Consider the following 17,203-nt stretch of genomic DNA (forward strand, 5'->3'; position numbering starts at 1 on the left):
ATATTCCATATATTCTTTATAAGTGAGTTTAGTAGAGTATATACAATTTAAAAAATTTCTTTCTGTATACTTAACATAATGCACGTTATGCGAAGCCTTTCTTAATTATTTTAATTAAATCATATACTTGTTGATTTTACATAATGCCAAAACCAATAAAATAGCCAGCATCGAAATATGTTGGATGTTTTTTAGGCTGGTTTGGCACTTTTCGCCTACGATTTTGGTGATTTAATAAGCAAAACCATATAATTTATATACCTTTCAAGCTCATATTTATCCCCAATTTCTGCGGACAACTTTTGGGATAAGTTTTAATCGGTTTAGACATGTCACCAGACATGAGCTCACAATTTTTTACTTTAAAGGATCTCATTATTTTATTAAGACTTTGCGTAACCAGCCATTATGTTAAGTATAGTTCATATAATTTAATTCCGAATAGAAAACCAATTAATATAATCTAATATCACTAAAAAATTTAAAATACGGAATTAACAATGGCTTTAAGTCAATTTGATATCATTAAATCTCTAGGGGAATCTATTGCATGGTTTGAAAAAGAGTTGTCTTGGGGAATGCCTATTGCAGAATTAAGGCATCTAACAGGAAGGATTGGTGAACTTTATGTTGCTATGATGACATTAGGGCAATTGGCTGATTCAGTCAATCAAAAAGGCTATGATGTTGTTTCAAGTACGGGGCAGAGGATTTCTGTTAAAACTGTTACTAAAGCACGTCATGTAGATTTTAATATAAAAACTCTTGATTTAGTTGATAGGGCTATAGTTCTTAGAATTGATCCATCTGATTTATGCATTAATGTAGTGTACGATATGGATATGGTGGAATTTAAAGCTAAATCACGTGAGTATAGAGGAAAATATACTTTAGGAGTTGCTAGTAAAAGTACATTGGTGAACTCATATGTAGATATAGGATTAAATGAACCCCTTAAAAAAGAAATAGAAACTTATAAAGGAAAAAATCATATTCCATTGATAATAAATAATATAATTTATGATGGATATGAAATAAAACAGTATGAGAATGCAAAAATAGAGATCTATAAAGAAGGCTTAAAACAACAATCAGCTAAAGAAGTTCTGAAAAAAATAGCACTACCTTTAAATGTATCTTTAGATAACTCAGCAGGAAATCCTAAAAATACTCAACAATTAGGAGATCATGTAATTAAAGCAATTAAAAATTTAAGATCGAACTAAATTTCAAATAGAGATTTTATGTTAAATAGAAAAGCACCTTAAAGTGCTTTTATTCATTTATTTCTAATCTGCAAGTTAAGTTTGAAATAATATTTACCATTTCTTTCTTGATAAATGCTACCAAAACGATGTCTCGTGCTAGATGCAGTATCTAATTGAGTATTGTTGAACAAATAGTCTTTCAAAATATCATCTTTGATAACATGATAAAGCAGTAGGTCACCTTGTGATTTAATTACTAATAAGCCAGTACAATTATATTTTCCTTCCCAGGGTTTAGAAGAAAACATACCTAAAAGTACAGCTTTTAAGAAATCTGTCACTCTAATTCTAATAATATCATCTTGGATAAGATCTGTAAGATGTCGCCCTTTTCCTGAATAGTAATCAATTAAAATATCTGATAAATATTCAGGCATTAGAGAATCAGTTTTTCGTAGATTGTCATAAAATGTTTGGTTTTCACAGTGTGAAAATTCAAATTTAGCACCTGATGTATAGATGGCTTGAAGTCTATCTTTGATTTTTGATCGAGTTGCAATGGAGTTAATTTGATTCATATCTCCATTGAAGTTAATAATTTCATAAACAAAATTAGTTGTAGAGCCAGCATTTAGTAAAGTAGGATAACTTCCAAGGAATGATTTTATACCCCATGGATCTATGGATCTATCGATACCTTGATAGCGATAAGATACATTTATATCAGCTTTTGTATTTGAATCACCTTTAAATGATTCAATATCAAGCAACTTTAATAATTCTGGCTGATTGATATTGAATGTTTTTGATGCAGAGCTAACGATAAAATTCTTAATTTCCTCAACAAGATTGGTACTAATAATCTCATCAATATTGCCTAAAGTAATTACATTATTACTTTCAATAATTTTGAGTAGGCCATCTGCTAGTACATAACGTTTATCAGAATTAATATGTTGTAATTCATATATAGTTACATAATCATTTACAGATTCAATATTTAAGTCTTTGTCTCCAAAATGTACGTTTGGTTGAGCAATCATTTTTAAGAATGCAAAGAACTCACTCCATTCCCCTTTATTTAATTTTATTGATTTTTTAGTCATATTTACATTCTTTGTATGTTGTTTTAAATATTTTTCAACTTGAGACGCAACATGTTGAACAACATCAACACATACGCTATTACCTAGTTGTTTCATTGCTTGTGATTTTGTTCCAGGGAAGATGAAATCCTCAGGAAACCCCATCATTCTTTTACCTTCTTTAGGTGAAATACGCTTAACTTCACCATTTACAATGTAGCCATCCCAATTACGTCGGTCATCAATTGGTGAGCTTTTTCCACCTACTCTTAATGTCAGTCCTATATTACGGCTACATTCACCTTCCCATATATCTGACATGGTCATTTTTAACGGAATTGGATTAGGAAATTCGAATGGCATGGTTACATCAACTTGATCTTTATTGAAACCTACAATAAAAATTCGTGGTCTATGTTGAGGTCTACCAAACTCACTGGCTTTTAAAATTTTATGATAAACAATATAACCTTGCGCTTCTAATTCACTTTTAATAATTTTAAAGGTGTTTCCATCATCATGATTAACAAGTCCTCTAACATTTTCCAGGATAAATGCTTTGGGTTTTTTTACTTCTAATATTTCACTAATACAGTAAAAAAGGTTACCTCTTTCGGAATTTGAACCATCTGTAAATCCGACTCTTTTTCCAACATGAGAAAATGCTTGGCATGGAAATCCAGCACATAAAATATCGTGATCTGGGATTGAATCATATGATGCTGAACGTATATCTGTATTAAAGAAATCTTTACTTATTTCGTGATTAGCTAAATAAGTTTTTCTAGCAGCTTCATCAAATTCTGAAGCAAAGACACATTTCATGCCTAAATTTGATAGAGCTAAATGAAACCCTCCAATTCCTGAAAATAAATCTATAAATTTCAAAGACATGATTAAATTCTATTTAAAGCCAAAAGATAATTAGATTATAAATGAAAATAGAAAGTTTCTTGCTTATACAATAAACAAATAAAATGTAATGTGAACTTAAATTTTATTGCTTGAAATAAATTATCTATTTAAGAAATTAACGTTCTAAATGTAATATCTATTTGAGCAAATAAATATTACATTTACTTAGAAAATTAAGATTTACGTAAACGCAGCCATTCAAAAGAATCAAATCCAACTCTAGCAATACTTGCTGAAACTGCATTCACCAATTCTTGATAAATAGCTTGTTTCAGCTCACCACACCATTCATATATATCTTCATTTGTTGACTGAAAAACGTTTATATTTTCTTGTTTAATTGCTCTGACCACTTTATTAGTTGGAGTGAACTCAATAAGTGAAACAAATCGTGATGTACTTTTGAAACGTAAACGTTTGTAACCTTCACTATGTCTGATAACATGAGAAAAATTAGTATCGTCTAATTTTTCAGATTTTAAGAACAAGAAACTTGTTGCACAGGTTAAGCGAACACTATCGCAAATCGGTTGTATACATACAAAATATGTATCGTCTTTTCTTATTATAGTGCCTTGTTTAAGGACCGGTTCAAATTCAGAGCTAACACTTAAAGGATCTCTTCTTAAACATTCAATCGCACTTAACTCAAGGTGTTCATTTATATTATCCTCATCTACTCGCTTAAATTGAATATAACTGTCTTGAAATAAATCAAATCTAGTTTTTTTCTTTGTTTTTGGAAATTCTGGCTTTTCATCTAAAATAAGTTTTAGATCATCATCAGTTATAACTGATAGCATTCTTTGCATTCTTTCATTTTCTAGAAGAACTGGTTGATTTTCACCAACAGTAATAGAGTGTATAGCCTCATTTTGTGGATTTTTATAAACAGGCCATTTTTGAAGAGTCTGATTGGTTAATGAATCCTTTAAATACTTACTCGTCTGAAGATCACTTTTTAACTCTTCAGAAATCAAATCAACAGCATAATCAAAAGCTACCTCATGTGCACTTTCTCTCATGGCAGGTAATGAGATTAACCCTAAAACATGTGAAATATAAGCTGAATCTAATTTTTTATTAAACTTAAATAAATGATGGTGGGTCTTATCACGAATTTCTGTAATGGCAGACAAAGTTGCATTTGACAGTAAGCCACATGTCATATGCGTAAATTCTTCAATTGATCTATCTACTAAACTTTCAATATTCGTTTGCTTATTAATCACAACTACTTTACATAAAGATAAGTTTTCGCAAGAAAATTGTATTTCTTTATCTTTCTCTATCTTTGACTGAAATTCTGTAAGTTGACTGTTTAAAGCTCTCAATACGGTTTGTATGGGTTCACTCGTATATATCAGGATTAAGCGTAAACGGCCATTCCCATCTACATCGTATTGTAGAAGTTTTTTAATTGCCCCTTTTGCAATTTTCCCGTAATTACTCTGCTCTCTTTCCATTTGCCAATCTAAGATAGTAATGTCAGCTTTCTTAGAAATATTGAAGGTTGCATCTATGGTCTGTTGTTCTCCACTATCACCTTCATAAACCTTTAAAGCACTACACAGAATCGACTTATTAGCAAAACAAGCTGATAACTCCTGATAATTTAAATCACTATTTAAATCAGGAGCATCTAAACTCAATTCATGAGCACTAACACTACTTGTACCTAAACCACTTTCCTCATCAGGAGCCTGAACGTGTAAATCATAATTATTAACGCTCTTAGGACGTTCTCCAAAAGAAATATTATCATCCACAGCAACAACTGTTTGGATGAATTTTTCAGCAATTAGGCGAGATTCTTCGAAAAAATTTTGTGGCGTAGATTCCTGCATTTGACTATTCATTTATTTAGTCCCCACCAACTTCAATTTGACTAATTTTAAAAACTGCACCAATTTTTGGATCAAATTCTTCTAATTCTAAATTAAATCCATCTCTTTCTAAGGTTTGTCTTACAATATAAAGCCCCATACCTCGACCACCAATTTTTCGTGAGAACCCAAATTCAAAAATATTTTCTCTATCAATTAAAGGAACACCAGGACCAGTATCTGCAATAAATAAATACTCATTATCGGCATGTAGTGTTACTTTCTTTTGCAATGATGAACTCTGACTTGCCCAATAAATTGCATTATCGACCAAATTAACAATAGCAGGGTATATGGTGGAACTAAATGCTTGGATTCTAAAGTTCAAAAACTCATTCGTGAAAAGCATTTCTACATTTTCTTTTTCTAACCTTTCTGTGAAAATCTCTTCTAAGAACGAACGTAAAGCTGCACCCGTGATGATAGACTTACGACGAGTAAGCCTTCTTGAAAGAGGAATAAATGTTCTTAAGTAACCATCTAAATGATCAAAACCAGTACGTATGTTGTTATATATTTCTTGAAGCTTTGGATTCGCTTTCGCCCAAGGAGATAAATCTTTAATACCTCTACGAACACGGAGAATATTATGGTTAAATTCATGATGAATTACACCAAAGGCCATGCCAAGTTGAATCATTTCTAGATTTTCTTCTTGATGCTCTTTTAAAACCTCATATTCAGTTTCAAGAATAGAAACTAATCTTGCTGAAGATAAAGTGTTTTCTGAGGTTTGTTCCCGACTCGTATTGATCTGTATTTGGATATCTTTCAAACTATTTGATACTGTTTCAGATAAATTTTGAAATTGCTTTTCTACAGTTGATTTTAATTCTATTAACTCATTATTAGATTTATTTGAAAAATCTATAGATGCTACTTCTGTTTGTAATTGCAATAAAGATCTAAAGCCTTCTTCTTTATTTTTCCGGATTTCTTTAGTCGCCCAATCAGCTAGTCCTTTAATTGAACGATTAGTTTCTGTATATAGCTGCTCAATACTTTTTTTATACGATTCTTCCTGCTGAAGTAAAGAATCCGTAACACGTTTTTTCAGATCAGTTTTGTTTCCATGCTTATTTTCAAAATCTATGAAAATCTTGTTTAAACTAGTATTAAACTTGTCTGATTCAACTTGGAATTCATTTTTTAGCAAGTTGAACTTATCAATAAGATTTGATATTTCACGATTGAATCCTAAACCGTTTGGTATTTTTATATTGAAGTTTGACTTCAAATCCTCTAAAAATTTAATTTTTTCTGATTCTATACCCGTTATGAAAGAATTATAATCAACTAAATTTTCATTAAATGAGTATATTTTATTTTCTATGTCAATCTTCTTATTTAAGAGTAGAGAAGCGAAATTTTCATCTTTAAAATTTTCAAAAAAAACATCTAAGTCCTTAACTAGCTGTTTCTTCTTTTCATTTTTTAGTTTTGCTCGTTTTTCTAAAGCTTCATAATTTTTCTTATTTCTATCTTTTTCAAACTTAAATGTCTCTGCAAGCTCTCCAGAGTCAACAAAATACTGTTTAGCAACAGAAATGAAAAAGTTTTCAATAATAGAACGGAATTGCTTATATGCTTTATTCTCAATAAAACCTTCTCGACCTGCTTTTTCCTGTAGTGTCGAATTATTTTCTCTAGTTAATTCTATATAACAAATCATATTTCGATTTGAAAAATATGAATCTGCTGCTCTATAAGTTCTTCTCTTTTCCACACCAAAAAAATCAACATCAGGTCCACCATAAGGTAATACTCGAATATCATCTCTATATATGTAAATACCACCTAGCTTTATTGTTTTACCTCTTAGATACTCATGTAATTCAGGTGATAAGAGTGTATCTTTCTTTGTACCTTGTACAGCAGCTAATATGATTTTAAATGGACCACAACTAATAGGAGTGTTGTCTATATTTTTCCAATTAATCGGGACATTATCCAATACTTCCTTAAATATTTTTCCTTTACCAGAAAATTGACCAAATTGATTTATATTACCCGCAAAATAATGATCAGCTAACTCAACATCCTCATGTGTGAAAAACTCTTGCTCAGCAATATGATCGATCGTTTCACCTGCTAAATTGTGATCGCGAAAACTAGCATTAATTCGTGGTTTTCTATCATTTTGAATTGTATTTGAAAAACCTAACAATACTCTTTTTAATTTAGATACTTCTTTATCATCTGATTCATCTATTTCATTCGTAATTACAAAATCAACTGGCGATATTATAAAGTGTGTTCCATAACCAGCATCACAAACCTGAAGATAATCTCGATTATCTATTAATCCTGAATTTTCATCTTGCCTATTTAGAGCATTTCTCCAAAACTCTGGATCGTAGCTAAAACTTTGAATTTCATTACATATTTTATGAATTTTAGATGCAGAAATCTTGTTTGATAAATTTTTTACATTTTCTATTGCTTGATGTTTAAGAAATTCAACATCCTCAAAATTTGCGTTTTCGCCATTTTGTTTTGTTAATATTGGGATATCAATATCTGATAAATCTAGACCAGCTAAAGAAAATAAACTCCAATTAATGAAACTTAAGACTAATTCACCCAATCCATCTTCTCGTTTAGAGCGAGTCATAACTAATACTTGAGGGCCAATTGCCGCTATTGCTAAACGTCCAATTCCTTTTTCCCCCATGACAGGACGTTTGTCTTTATACATATCTATAGCAGGTTTTTCGATAGCGTCTTCATCGTCAAATTTACTATCTGTACCTATGGTGAGCCAACGATCTTCAAACTCACTAAGAGTCATACCTAAACCGTTATCTCTTAGAATTAGTAAATTTTTTTTTCTTATGTAATCAACTTCTACATTATCAGCATAAGCATCATGAGCATTTTTAAATAACTCACTTAATGCTGTTGGAATACCAGCGATTTGCTGACGTCCTAACATATCTAGAGTACGAGCACGTGTCTTAATCTTCGCCACAACCATTCCTTTGCTATATTTAACAATAAATTTAATTATTACAATATTATATGCTTATATTTATTAAATAATCTAATGTTAGGAATTCTATTATTTACAAGATTCTTAAGTTTTGTCGTATTAAAAATTTAATTATCATGATATTTGATCCTAGACACTATTGTAGATAGCTTTTCTCTCTAAATTCTTAAAATATTTCTATTAAAAGACTCAGGGCTAACCAACCATTTGCAGAATACCTTTTTATTCATGTAGTAAACTCAAATATATTCAAACAAGACCCAATTTGCCTCTTTTCTTGTAAAAATATACTGTGTACTAGGTGGCTAATGCTCACGCAAATTAAACGAGTTTAAAAGTAGAAAATTAACATAATACACCTTATGCAAAATGCTTTTGTAAGCTCAAAATCAAAATAGTATTTTTCTATTATGTATTTGAATTCAGTAAATCCACATTAAAATATAATTCATTGTTTTTTTAAAATTAAATATTTTCTAAATTTCACTTCATAAGCTTTTAAGTTGTTGTTTTATATTTTAAATTAGCTTTAGTTTACTGAAAAATTTCTAAATGATAGAAAATAATAAGTAGCACACTAATTTCAAAAAAACCCCTGTCGTACACTTTTTCAATATTGCCAGAAATCGACTTAGATATAAAAAAATACACAGCACGTTAAAATGTAAGATATTGATTTATTGATATAAAAATATAAACTATGTAATTCAACTCAGTTATCTACCACTGGTTTCCACGTTATTACTTTCCAAAAAAAACCCCTGTCGTACACTTTTAATAATAAAAAAAACCCCTGTCGTACACTTAGATAAAATATAATTATATTTATTATCAATCATTTAAGTTGTTTTTAAATGATTGTATTTTCAACTAATATCTATTTTCCACAAAACTATAGTCTAGGTATTTCATCATTAAGGCTTTTTAGACTCAAATAAATACCCAAAAATTGCTAATACAGCTAAAGACTGAGAGATCGCTACATAATCGTCATTCGGTATAACATCAATGTAATTGAAACCACTAACAACAGACCAAGCCCCAATTAAAAAGAATAAAATTTTTGATTTAAAAGGATTTTTAAATTTTCCAAATTTTTCATTAATTTGGCTGGCTAGTGAAATCATGTTTGAACCTCATATTTATGAAACTTCAATGCTTCGTTTAAATTTGAAACAAGTCTTTTTGACTTGATTTTGTAGGGTGGGACAATCAGTTCAATCGGTGACTTTCGATTGAAATAAGAAATGTACCACTTAGGAACATTACGATTTAAATCAAAAATGCAGTGCCTTACACCTCTGAAACCGCATAAGCTCCACAATTTTTGCAATTCTTTTTGTATAACTTCATCTTGTACAGGATTATTTTTTTGATTCTGTTGCTGTTTCTTAAACACATCTGTTAGCTGTGTTTTTTTTAGTAACATAAATTCCTTATGAAGTCTCCACGTCCATCCCTGAGCCTTATTTTGCGGGATATTCTTTTGCTTACGTTGCTCCAAGGTATATGGGATTTGAACAAGCTCATAGACTGGAACTGACGCCAATTTATCTTTTGCAGATTTAAGAAGTAATGGATTAGCAACACTCATATAAAACAGGCGGTTTTTTCTATCTAAAACAGAGAAAAAATGATCAAGCTCCGACTTTTCAAGCTGATATGAACTTCGCAGCACCTCACTACAATTCAAAGCAATTGGTCGCATTTCAGCTGGCATCGTACAAAGTAAGCAAAGTCGAAGCTTTTCTGCCGTATACAAACTTTGGTTCAGTAAAACCACTAAATCTACAACTGGCATTAACTTTTGCTGCATCCGGTAATTTCTCTGTCGAGCGGTCTGATCAAGAACATAACGTTTTTTCAGCTTTTCAATAATGCTTTCAGCTTTAGTCAATGGCACATCAAATTGACAATAATACTGTGCTCCTAGACTAACTTTATCCAAAATTGATGCTAAAAATTCATCGGTTTTCACACAAAAATATATCATTAAAATACACTTGAATATTGGTAATCCTATCGGAAAATCTAGCACATTTTTATAAAAAAACGTAATTCTATCGGAAGTATTGTAATAAAAGGTTTTTAAGCCTGCAAAGCAGGCTCAATTTTCACATGATGGTATTTGAATAAATGGTTGTTCCTTGCGATTTGCATTTCATAAAAATTTTGCTATTCTAATCTTGTTAAAATTGATTCATTTTTAATTTCTAAAATTAATAACAGTTTTAGCCGTCATCCGAGCGCTAATCGGAGTATCACCATGTCTTTATGCAACAGGATCGCAGTGAAATTTTCACTCTCCATGTTTGCTGTCTTTTTAAATCGTTTGAAATTTTCAGATAACTGCGTCTGCGGGGAAGTTTTGCCTTTTTTTGATTGGCAGCTTACCACCGCCAATCTGACGTTTTTTACACTATCAAACTGAAAGAGAACCTAACCAGTTCTTGATCGGCGAAGCTGCATGCTGGGGAAACCTCGCTGGTGCGGCTACGAAGGGGGCTAAAGAGTGAAATTCTCTTTTTCTACCCAATCTAAACGAAAGTTGTTGGGCGACACGGAAACGGATCTCATAGTGATATGAGCAGTCCTGTTTTAATTGAAGGTGAGCAATAAACTACATGGACCGTAGTTGAGCGTTAATAACCCCTGTTTTGCATGAGTAATTTTGCAATGCAGGCTGCACTGGTGGGCTGTGATGATAGAGAAAAACTATCCGTCATTGGGGTGAGAACCATCCACGAATGACAGGCACTCGAAAATACATAATCGAGGTCTACTGGATAGCTTAAGCCAGTAACGGCAAAATGAGTAAAACCTCAATTTTGCTTTGCAGATAATTTTGATAGCACGATAAATCTAAAGAGTTTTTAGCCAACCAATAAATGAATTCTTGGAACAACTACTCATGAAATGGCAGGAAGATTTAGGCAAGTGTCACGAATAAGACTTGAGCGTAAGCGAGAAATCGGGCATCAAAATGACAATTAAAATTAACGTGGGAAGTTCGCTAAAGATTTGTTTATTTAATTCTTTTAGTTGGTGACTGTAAGATTTAAACAAAAATTTAGAGGATGGGAGAGTAGTTGAGTAAAGCGACTTAGGTCGGGAACATATTGTTCGAGCGAATAAAAACGTAAGCGCAATAATGAGTAATGAAAGACTACGCCGGTAAATAGTTTGATATGTAAAAAAATAGTAGTTGTGGTGACTACATTGAGTTGGTAGCTCAAAAAAGAGTTTGATCGTAATTTCAAAAATTTAAATTCTAGTTTTTGTCTAATAACAAAAAAATTAAATAATTCCACTGACCTTTAAGGTCAGTGGAGTTCTACAACGCTCTCATTTTCGTTTTAAGCACGTTTTTTTCGTTGTTAATAGTTTTTCTTGTAATCAGTGAGAAAATCGCGGATACCCCCTATTTTTTGCATCTAATTGCAAGTTTAGAGTGAGTGTCTACGAGTAAACATTAAGAATGTCTCGTCTAGACTTTCTGAAAAACAATTTTTAAGTATCAAAAGCTTAAAAATATTAAATCACTTGCAGAAAACTGATTTCTAAAGCGAAGCTAATTAATTCTTATGTAATTTTTCAAATCTTTCCTTTTTAAATCTTTTAAATCTTTTAAATCTTTTAAGTCACTTAAAAACCTTTTGTAGAAAGGGTTTCAGCTTTTAACTATGACGAATTGACTACTAACTATGACGGATTGACTACTAACTATGACGGATTGACTACTTAACTATGACGGATTGACTACTAACTATGACAAGTATATATTTGTCATATATTAAGAACTAATGGTTTCCTTTTGGATAAGAATCAAGTCGTAAAATCAAATCAAGTTATAGAGGCCTCATATCAATTAAGTGCAGTCGAGCAGCGTATCGTCTTAGCTGCTATTGCACGTATTCCCAAAAACCAACCCATCACAGATGATAAGTTATATCCAGTAAGTGTTAATGAATTACAGCTTTTAGGGGTACATGAAAAAACAGCATATAGAGATTTAAAGGATGGTATTAATAGGCTTTATGAAAGATCCATTAACCTTAGTATTGACGATAAATCTATCAAGATGAGATGGGTGCAAGAAATACAATTTTTAGACAGTCAAAGTGTCATTGGTATTCGTTTTTCAAAACCAATTTTGCCTTTCATATCTAATTTGAGCAGAGAGTTCACTAAATATGCTTTATCGGATATTGCTGGAATCAACAGTGCTTATGCTATACGTGTTTACGAATTATTGATGCAATATAAAAATATAGGTAAACGTGAAATTTCTGTTGATAATTTACGAATTATGTTAGAACTCGGCAAAAAATACCCTTTGTTTGCAGACTTCAAAAAACGAGTAATTGATACTGCTGTCGATCAAATAAATGAATACACTCCTTTAAACGTAACGTATGTACAGAAAAAAACAGGCCGTAAAGTTACTCACATAGCCTTTTCTTTTAAGGCTAAAAGCATTATTCACCAGACTACAGATATACCAAAAGAGTTTTATAAGTTAACCGATGCTCAAATCAATATATTTGGGAATCAGCTATCTCGTCTGCATGAACTTTCTCATTTGGCATTTAAGGGTGAAAGCTATGAAATATTAGCATCAAAAATTAAACAAATGCTGAGAGATCCAAAACAACAAAAGCAGTTTTTACCACATCTCATAAACTTAGGCTTTAAACCTTGAGTGTATTGAAGAATACACTTATTGTATTCTTCAATACGTATCGTAAATACACAGTAATACACTATGAAAACAAGTACAAAATACAGTGTTAGTGATGCCGCAACATTGTACAAAAAATCTCGAGCTACACTATATAAAGATATAAAAAACGGGATATTAAGTCGTGATCATGATGGTTCTATCGACTTTTCAGAATTACTTCGTGTTTATGGCGAGCCTTTTGGGGAGAAAACCCAAAAACGTATTGATACGTCTCCAAAACAAAATATTGATACACCTGAATACGCTTACAATACAGTTGTTGAACTCAAAAATCAGATTGATTTTTTAAAAAAACAATTAGAAAAAGCAGAAGATCGGGAGGCTAGGGCTAATTCTCGTATTGATACCTTACTTACACTCATTGAAATGAAGCCTCCTCAAACTAATATGACTAAATTTGTCGATCAGAAACCTAGTCAAAATATAGCAACGGATCCTGAGCCAAAAGATGACGGATTGACTACTCCGGAACAAATGGAAAGTAAGCATATTCCTGTACCTGAACAGATCGAACCTGAGATAGATAAAAGAGGGTTTTGGAGTCGTTTTTTTAAGCCTTATGGTTAGTTTATTGATTACATTATTCAATAGAACGCTTTTTAATTATAAATACGCTCTGGTTAAGCATAAGCTTAGTTAAATAGGGATCACGGCCAACTAAGTGCTTCACAAATACTGGCTTCTGACCCGGCTCTCTTCGGAACAATACATCATTTTCCACATAAAGGACTGCTTCCGTCTTGGCCACTTCAATGAATTTTTCCTGCAGGGTACGCGCGGCTGCTATAGCAATCTCACGCTCACTTAATTCATCATCGATTGTCATATCTTAGCCTTTTGTTAGTCATGCCTCGTTGATTGTATTTAACATCAATAATCAGCTTTTGGTAAGATAGAATTATTTAACTTAGCTAATTAAAAGTATGAAATATTATTTAAATAATAGGCGTGAAATATGAAAAATCCATAAAAAAGTACAATAGGTGATGATTGGGTTTTCTATATTAGATAACACTATGATTTATATAAAATAAGATTTTTAATTTCATATAAGTCGTATTATGTTAATTTAAAAAATTTTACTATTAAAGGATAAAAATAAGGTGGAACAAATATTCAATCTAGATGGTATCTTGGGAAAAAATTTAAATGATATTCATTGTAATTATTACATTCTCAAAAAAGATAAAGAAACATATACTTCAAATATAAATTTCTTTAAAGAAGAAATATTTCAATCTAATTCTCTATATCTAAATCTTTTTATTCAAAGAGTTTTTAAAGGAGAAATGGATATTTTCCACTATTTACAGAGCAAATTTTTTTTAGATGTCAACCAAAATAAATATTATATAAATGCAGGATTAGGCGCTGAAAGTATTATGTCTGTGAGTCAATTTTCAAACTTTATAGACAATGAAATTAATGATGATTCAAAAGCATCTAGGCAAGATATTATTAAATTTATGTATTTTAGGGAAATCCAAGCTCTACTTGCAGATTTTGAAAAGTTAGTTATACAAGTTGAAGAATTAACATATGTTTTTTACGAAAAACTAAACAGTCCTCAGATATTCCAAAGTAACGAAATAAAAGAAGGATTAACAACTGTATATTCAATAGAATCTAGGTTTATTAACTCTATTTTGGAAAATATTATTATTAAGGCTACATCAATCCTGGATTATTTAAGTAAGTTTGTCTTTGAAGTTGAAAATATACCTAAATCATTCGATATTTATCCAAAAAGAAAATCCTTTGATTATGATCATGGGAAAACAAAATTCGATCAAAAAAATGATAATTTAAAAATTAATTGGACAAAAGAAGCCCGTTTAAACACAATATTTGATGAAAATAATGAAAAAATATTTATATTAAAGAGACTCAGAAATCAATTAATTCACGATGGTTTTCTAGATGTAGATAATTGTATTTATGAAAACAGAGTTGATGGTATCTTAAAAGAAAGATTCATTTTAATGCCTGATTTTGATGGTAAGGATCTTACAAAATATAAATCGAGAAAATTATTCTACTCGCAAGATAGAAAAATTAATTTGGAACTACCTATATTGATAGAGGAACTCTTAAGCTCTACATATCAAACTTTGAATGTTTTGTTTAAAAAATATTGGTTTGGTGATATGTCAGACAGTTTCAGTCTGACATTAAATATAGACAAATAGTTTATATTTCTCTCGTGTTGGATAAATAAAGAAATTTCGCACTCTGTAAGGGTTTCCCCAATATACAATTTGTGACTAGATTAGCTACTCATACCGTTGTTGCTTTGTCGAAATACCCTAGTAGCAACTTCTACCTTGAATATACTAAAACTTATCTAGAATTGGTTTTTATTTATATTCGATGATTTTAAATTTCCATTTTGTCTTTGTATTAGTTCAATAGAATATCCATTATATTCATACCCATTGAATTGAAAATTAAAAATTTGATCCGTTTTAGCATAATAAGTATTTTCACCAAATAAATACTTTTCACCGTACCATTCTTTACCTAATGCATATTTAATTGTGTAACTACCAACAGGTAAATTTACGTTAAGAATTTCACCTGGTCTGATAAAGTAACTAGCTAAATATTCATTAGTATAGGCATTAGTAATTTTTAAAAAGTAGCTATCTCCGGTTAACGGAATCTTCACTTGTAAGGGAGCTACTCCCTCAAAATTAGAATTTCCTATAATTCCTGTTTCAGGCAGAGGAACTGGTATTAAGGCCATATAACCTTTTTGAATAACATTACTTAATGCTAATTTTTGTTTATTATACCAATTTTTTAAACAGTTAATATCCTTACAATTTTTCTCTCTGTAATTCCATTCTTTTCTAATATATTTATTAAAACCAATAATGTCATCAGACTTGTTTCTTGCTTCATTTATTAAATATTCTAAATTTAAATCCGCTTCAGCTAATTCAGCAGTATTACATATTAAAATTTCAGAGTTGGATTTTGCTTTATTGCAATCAAAACTAGTTTGATAGTTAGCTTTTGTGTTGTTAAGGTTATTTTGTAAATCCTTATCTAAATTAATCTCAGAATTCTTAACTGGTTCTGATATTTTAACTTCTTTATTTTGTAGTACATTCTTACTGCTTACGTAAATTATTATTCCTATTAACCATATACAGAATATCCAAAATAAAATTTTAAGACACTGATTAACAAAATTTTTTATTTTTAAGGGAAATAAGTCAATGTTGTTATGTCTTGGCGGCGGCTGTCTTGGTGGTGGTGGTGAAAAAGTTTGTTCTTCTTCCTGCCTAGCAATCCATTCATCATGCTTCTTTCTTTTTACAGGATCTGATAATACTTCATAAGCTTGATTAACTAATCTCATAACCTGATTAGCCTCAACACTATTTTGGTTTCTATCCGGATGATATTTTTGAGACAAACTTCTGTATGCAGCTCGGATAACTTCTATAGGTGCAGTTCTAGAAACTTTTAAATTATCGTAATGTGTTTGAATTTTATTCAACGAATTTAAACCTATTTAAGCTTTAATATTAAAATAAATAACGATTGATATATTAATGAAATACCAATAAATAATAAATTATACTTTAAATTTATTTAATAAAACTTTTAATAATTAATTCAAAAATTACACTTTTAATAGCATTTATGCGGCATACGCCTATCCCTCGATAGAAAAAATTGCTCTTATTTACTTGATTTTACTACTTTTAATGAATTCAAAAGTAGGGTTTGTATTGCAAAATGCCAAATTAATTAAAATTGGTTTTTATTTATTTTAATTAGTCATAAAATTATAAATTATTGAAATTTAAATACTTATTTTATTGTATTTCGCATAAGCCGTATTATATTAATTTTAGAAAAACTTAAATTTTGAATTAATTACATCGAGTAGTTCCAAAAGAATCACTTCTGCATGTTGTCGTATTACCATTAGAATCTGTAATGCGTGTATTACCAAAGCTATCAGTACGCATATTAGAACCATCGCTACCACGTGTATTACCAAAACTGTCAGTGCGATAAGTCGTCGTATTACCATTAGGATCTGTAAGATGCGTATTACCAAAGCTATCTGCACGCATATTAGAACCATCGCTACCACGTGTATTACCAAAACTGTCAGTGCGATAAGTCGTCGTATTACCATTAGAATCTGTAAGACGTGTATTACCAAAGCTGTCAGTACGATAAGTCGTTTCAGCATTAGCTATTATAGAAGTGAGGATTAAGAGACTTAATCCATAGAAGATTTTTTTTAGCATAATAATATTCCATATATTCTTTATAAGTGAGTTTAGTAGAGTATATACAATTTAAAAAATTTCTTTCTGTATACTTAACATAATGCACGTTATGCGAAG

General features: G+C 30.6%; 12 protein-coding genes. 4 read left to right on the forward strand and 8 right to left on the reverse strand.

Annotation, left to right across the window (positions count from 1 at the left end; translation table 11 throughout):
* Positions 1-500: 500 nt before the first annotated feature.
* Positions 501-1,226: a DUF6998 domain-containing protein gene (locus CFY84_RS11050; RefSeq protein WP_088824411.1), complete on the forward strand. Its 726-nt coding sequence runs from the start codon at positions 501-503 to the stop codon at positions 1,224-1,226.
* Between the two features lie 53 nt (positions 1,227-1,279).
* Here CFY84_RS11050 and CFY84_RS11055 read toward each other — a convergent pair whose 3' ends face one another.
* The 5 genes from CFY84_RS11055 to CFY84_RS11075 all read right to left on the reverse strand — a co-directional run bounded on the left by CFY84_RS11055 (position 1,280) and on the right by CFY84_RS11075 (position 10,064).
* A complete protein-coding gene (locus CFY84_RS11055; RefSeq protein ID WP_088824412.1) occupies positions 1,280-3,187 on the reverse strand; it encodes an HpaII family restriction endonuclease in 1,908 nt (635 codons plus the stop codon).
* Between the two features lie 194 nt (positions 3,188-3,381).
* The gene (locus CFY84_RS11060; protein ID WP_088824413.1) at positions 3,382-5,067 is read right to left on the reverse strand and encodes a response regulator receiver domain; all 1,686 of its coding nucleotides are present in this window, start codon (positions 5,065-5,067) and stop codon (positions 3,382-3,384) included.
* A 4-nt stretch (positions 5,068-5,071) separates the two neighbouring features.
* On the reverse strand, positions 5,072-8,065 hold the full coding sequence (locus CFY84_RS11065) for an ATP-binding protein (protein ID WP_088824414.1): 2,994 nt from the start codon (positions 8,063-8,065) through the stop codon (positions 5,072-5,074).
* Positions 8,066-9,000: 935 nt separating this feature from the next.
* Positions 9,001-9,213, reverse strand: a complete 213-nt coding sequence (locus tag CFY84_RS11070) for a hypothetical protein (RefSeq protein ID WP_088824415.1) — start codon at positions 9,211-9,213, stop codon at positions 9,001-9,003.
* Complete coding sequence (locus CFY84_RS11075) at positions 9,210-10,064, reverse strand: hypothetical protein (RefSeq protein WP_228149645.1); 855 nt, start codon at positions 10,062-10,064, stop codon at positions 9,210-9,212. Before CFY84_RS11075 ends, CFY84_RS11070 begins: the two co-directional genes overlap by 4 nt.
* Before the next feature lie 1,836 nt (positions 10,065-11,900).
* Between CFY84_RS11075 and repM the strand changes: the two genes are divergently transcribed.
* The gene (gene repM, locus CFY84_RS11080) at positions 11,901-12,788 is read left to right on the forward strand and encodes a replication initiation protein RepM (RefSeq protein WP_088824417.1); all 888 of its coding nucleotides are present in this window, start codon (positions 11,901-11,903) and stop codon (positions 12,786-12,788) included.
* A gap of 63 nt (positions 12,789-12,851) precedes the next feature.
* Positions 12,852-13,397, forward strand: coding sequence for a plasmid replication DNA-binding protein (locus CFY84_RS11085; protein WP_088824418.1), 546 nt, complete (start codon positions 12,852-12,854; stop codon positions 13,395-13,397).
* 13 nt (positions 13,398-13,410) lie between these two features.
* Here the strand turns inward: CFY84_RS11085 and CFY84_RS11090 are convergent, their stop codons facing one another.
* Positions 13,411-13,656: a hypothetical protein gene (locus CFY84_RS11090; RefSeq protein ID WP_088824419.1), complete on the reverse strand. Its 246-nt coding sequence runs from the start codon at positions 13,654-13,656 to the stop codon at positions 13,411-13,413.
* Positions 13,657-13,933: 277 nt separating this feature from the next.
* Here CFY84_RS11090 and CFY84_RS11095 point away from each other — a divergent pair, with 277 nt between their 5' ends.
* Positions 13,934-15,019 carry a hypothetical protein gene (locus CFY84_RS11095; RefSeq protein WP_088824420.1) on the forward strand — a complete coding sequence of 362 codons (1,086 nt, stop codon included), beginning with the start codon at positions 13,934-13,936 and terminating at the stop codon, positions 15,017-15,019.
* Between the two features lie 155 nt (positions 15,020-15,174).
* Here CFY84_RS11095 and CFY84_RS11100 read toward each other — a convergent pair whose 3' ends face one another.
* On the reverse strand, positions 15,175-16,338 hold the full coding sequence (locus CFY84_RS11100) for a DnaJ domain-containing protein (RefSeq protein ID WP_171289085.1): 1,164 nt from the start codon (positions 16,336-16,338) through the stop codon (positions 15,175-15,177).
* Between the two features lie 379 nt (positions 16,339-16,717).
* Complete coding sequence (locus tag CFY84_RS11310; RefSeq protein WP_213062839.1) at positions 16,718-16,924, reverse strand: hypothetical protein; 207 nt, start codon at positions 16,922-16,924, stop codon at positions 16,718-16,720.
* Between the last annotated feature and the right edge of the window lie 279 nt (positions 16,925-17,203).

The organism is Acinetobacter apis (genome assembly GCF_900197575.1).
Lineage (GTDB): Bacteria > Pseudomonadota > Gammaproteobacteria > Pseudomonadales > Moraxellaceae > Acinetobacter > Acinetobacter apis.

Bases quoted from the DNA above. Each gene is read 5' to 3' on its own strand.
- CFY84_RS11050 (WP_088824411.1), top strand. From the start codon at position 501: ATGGCTTTAAGTCAATTTGATATCATTAAATCTCTAGGGGAATCTATT.
- CFY84_RS11055 (WP_088824412.1), bottom strand. From the start codon at position 3,187: ATGTCTTTGAAATTTATAGATTTATTTTCAGGAATTGGAGGGTTTCAT.
- CFY84_RS11060 (WP_088824413.1), bottom strand. From the start codon at position 5,067: ATGAATAGTCAAATGCAGGAATCTACGCCACAAAATTTTTTCGAAGAA.
- CFY84_RS11070 (WP_088824415.1), bottom strand. From the start codon at position 9,213: ATGATTTCACTAGCCAGCCAAATTAATGAAAAATTTGGAAAATTTAAA.
- CFY84_RS11085 (WP_088824418.1), top strand. From the start codon at position 12,852: ATGAAAACAAGTACAAAATACAGTGTTAGTGATGCCGCAACATTGTAC.
- CFY84_RS11090 (WP_088824419.1), bottom strand. From the start codon at position 13,656: ATGACAATCGATGATGAATTAAGTGAGCGTGAGATTGCTATAGCAGCC.
- CFY84_RS11310 (WP_213062839.1), bottom strand. From the start codon at position 16,924: ATGCGTGCAGATAGCTTTGGTAATACGCATCTTACAGATCCTAATGGT.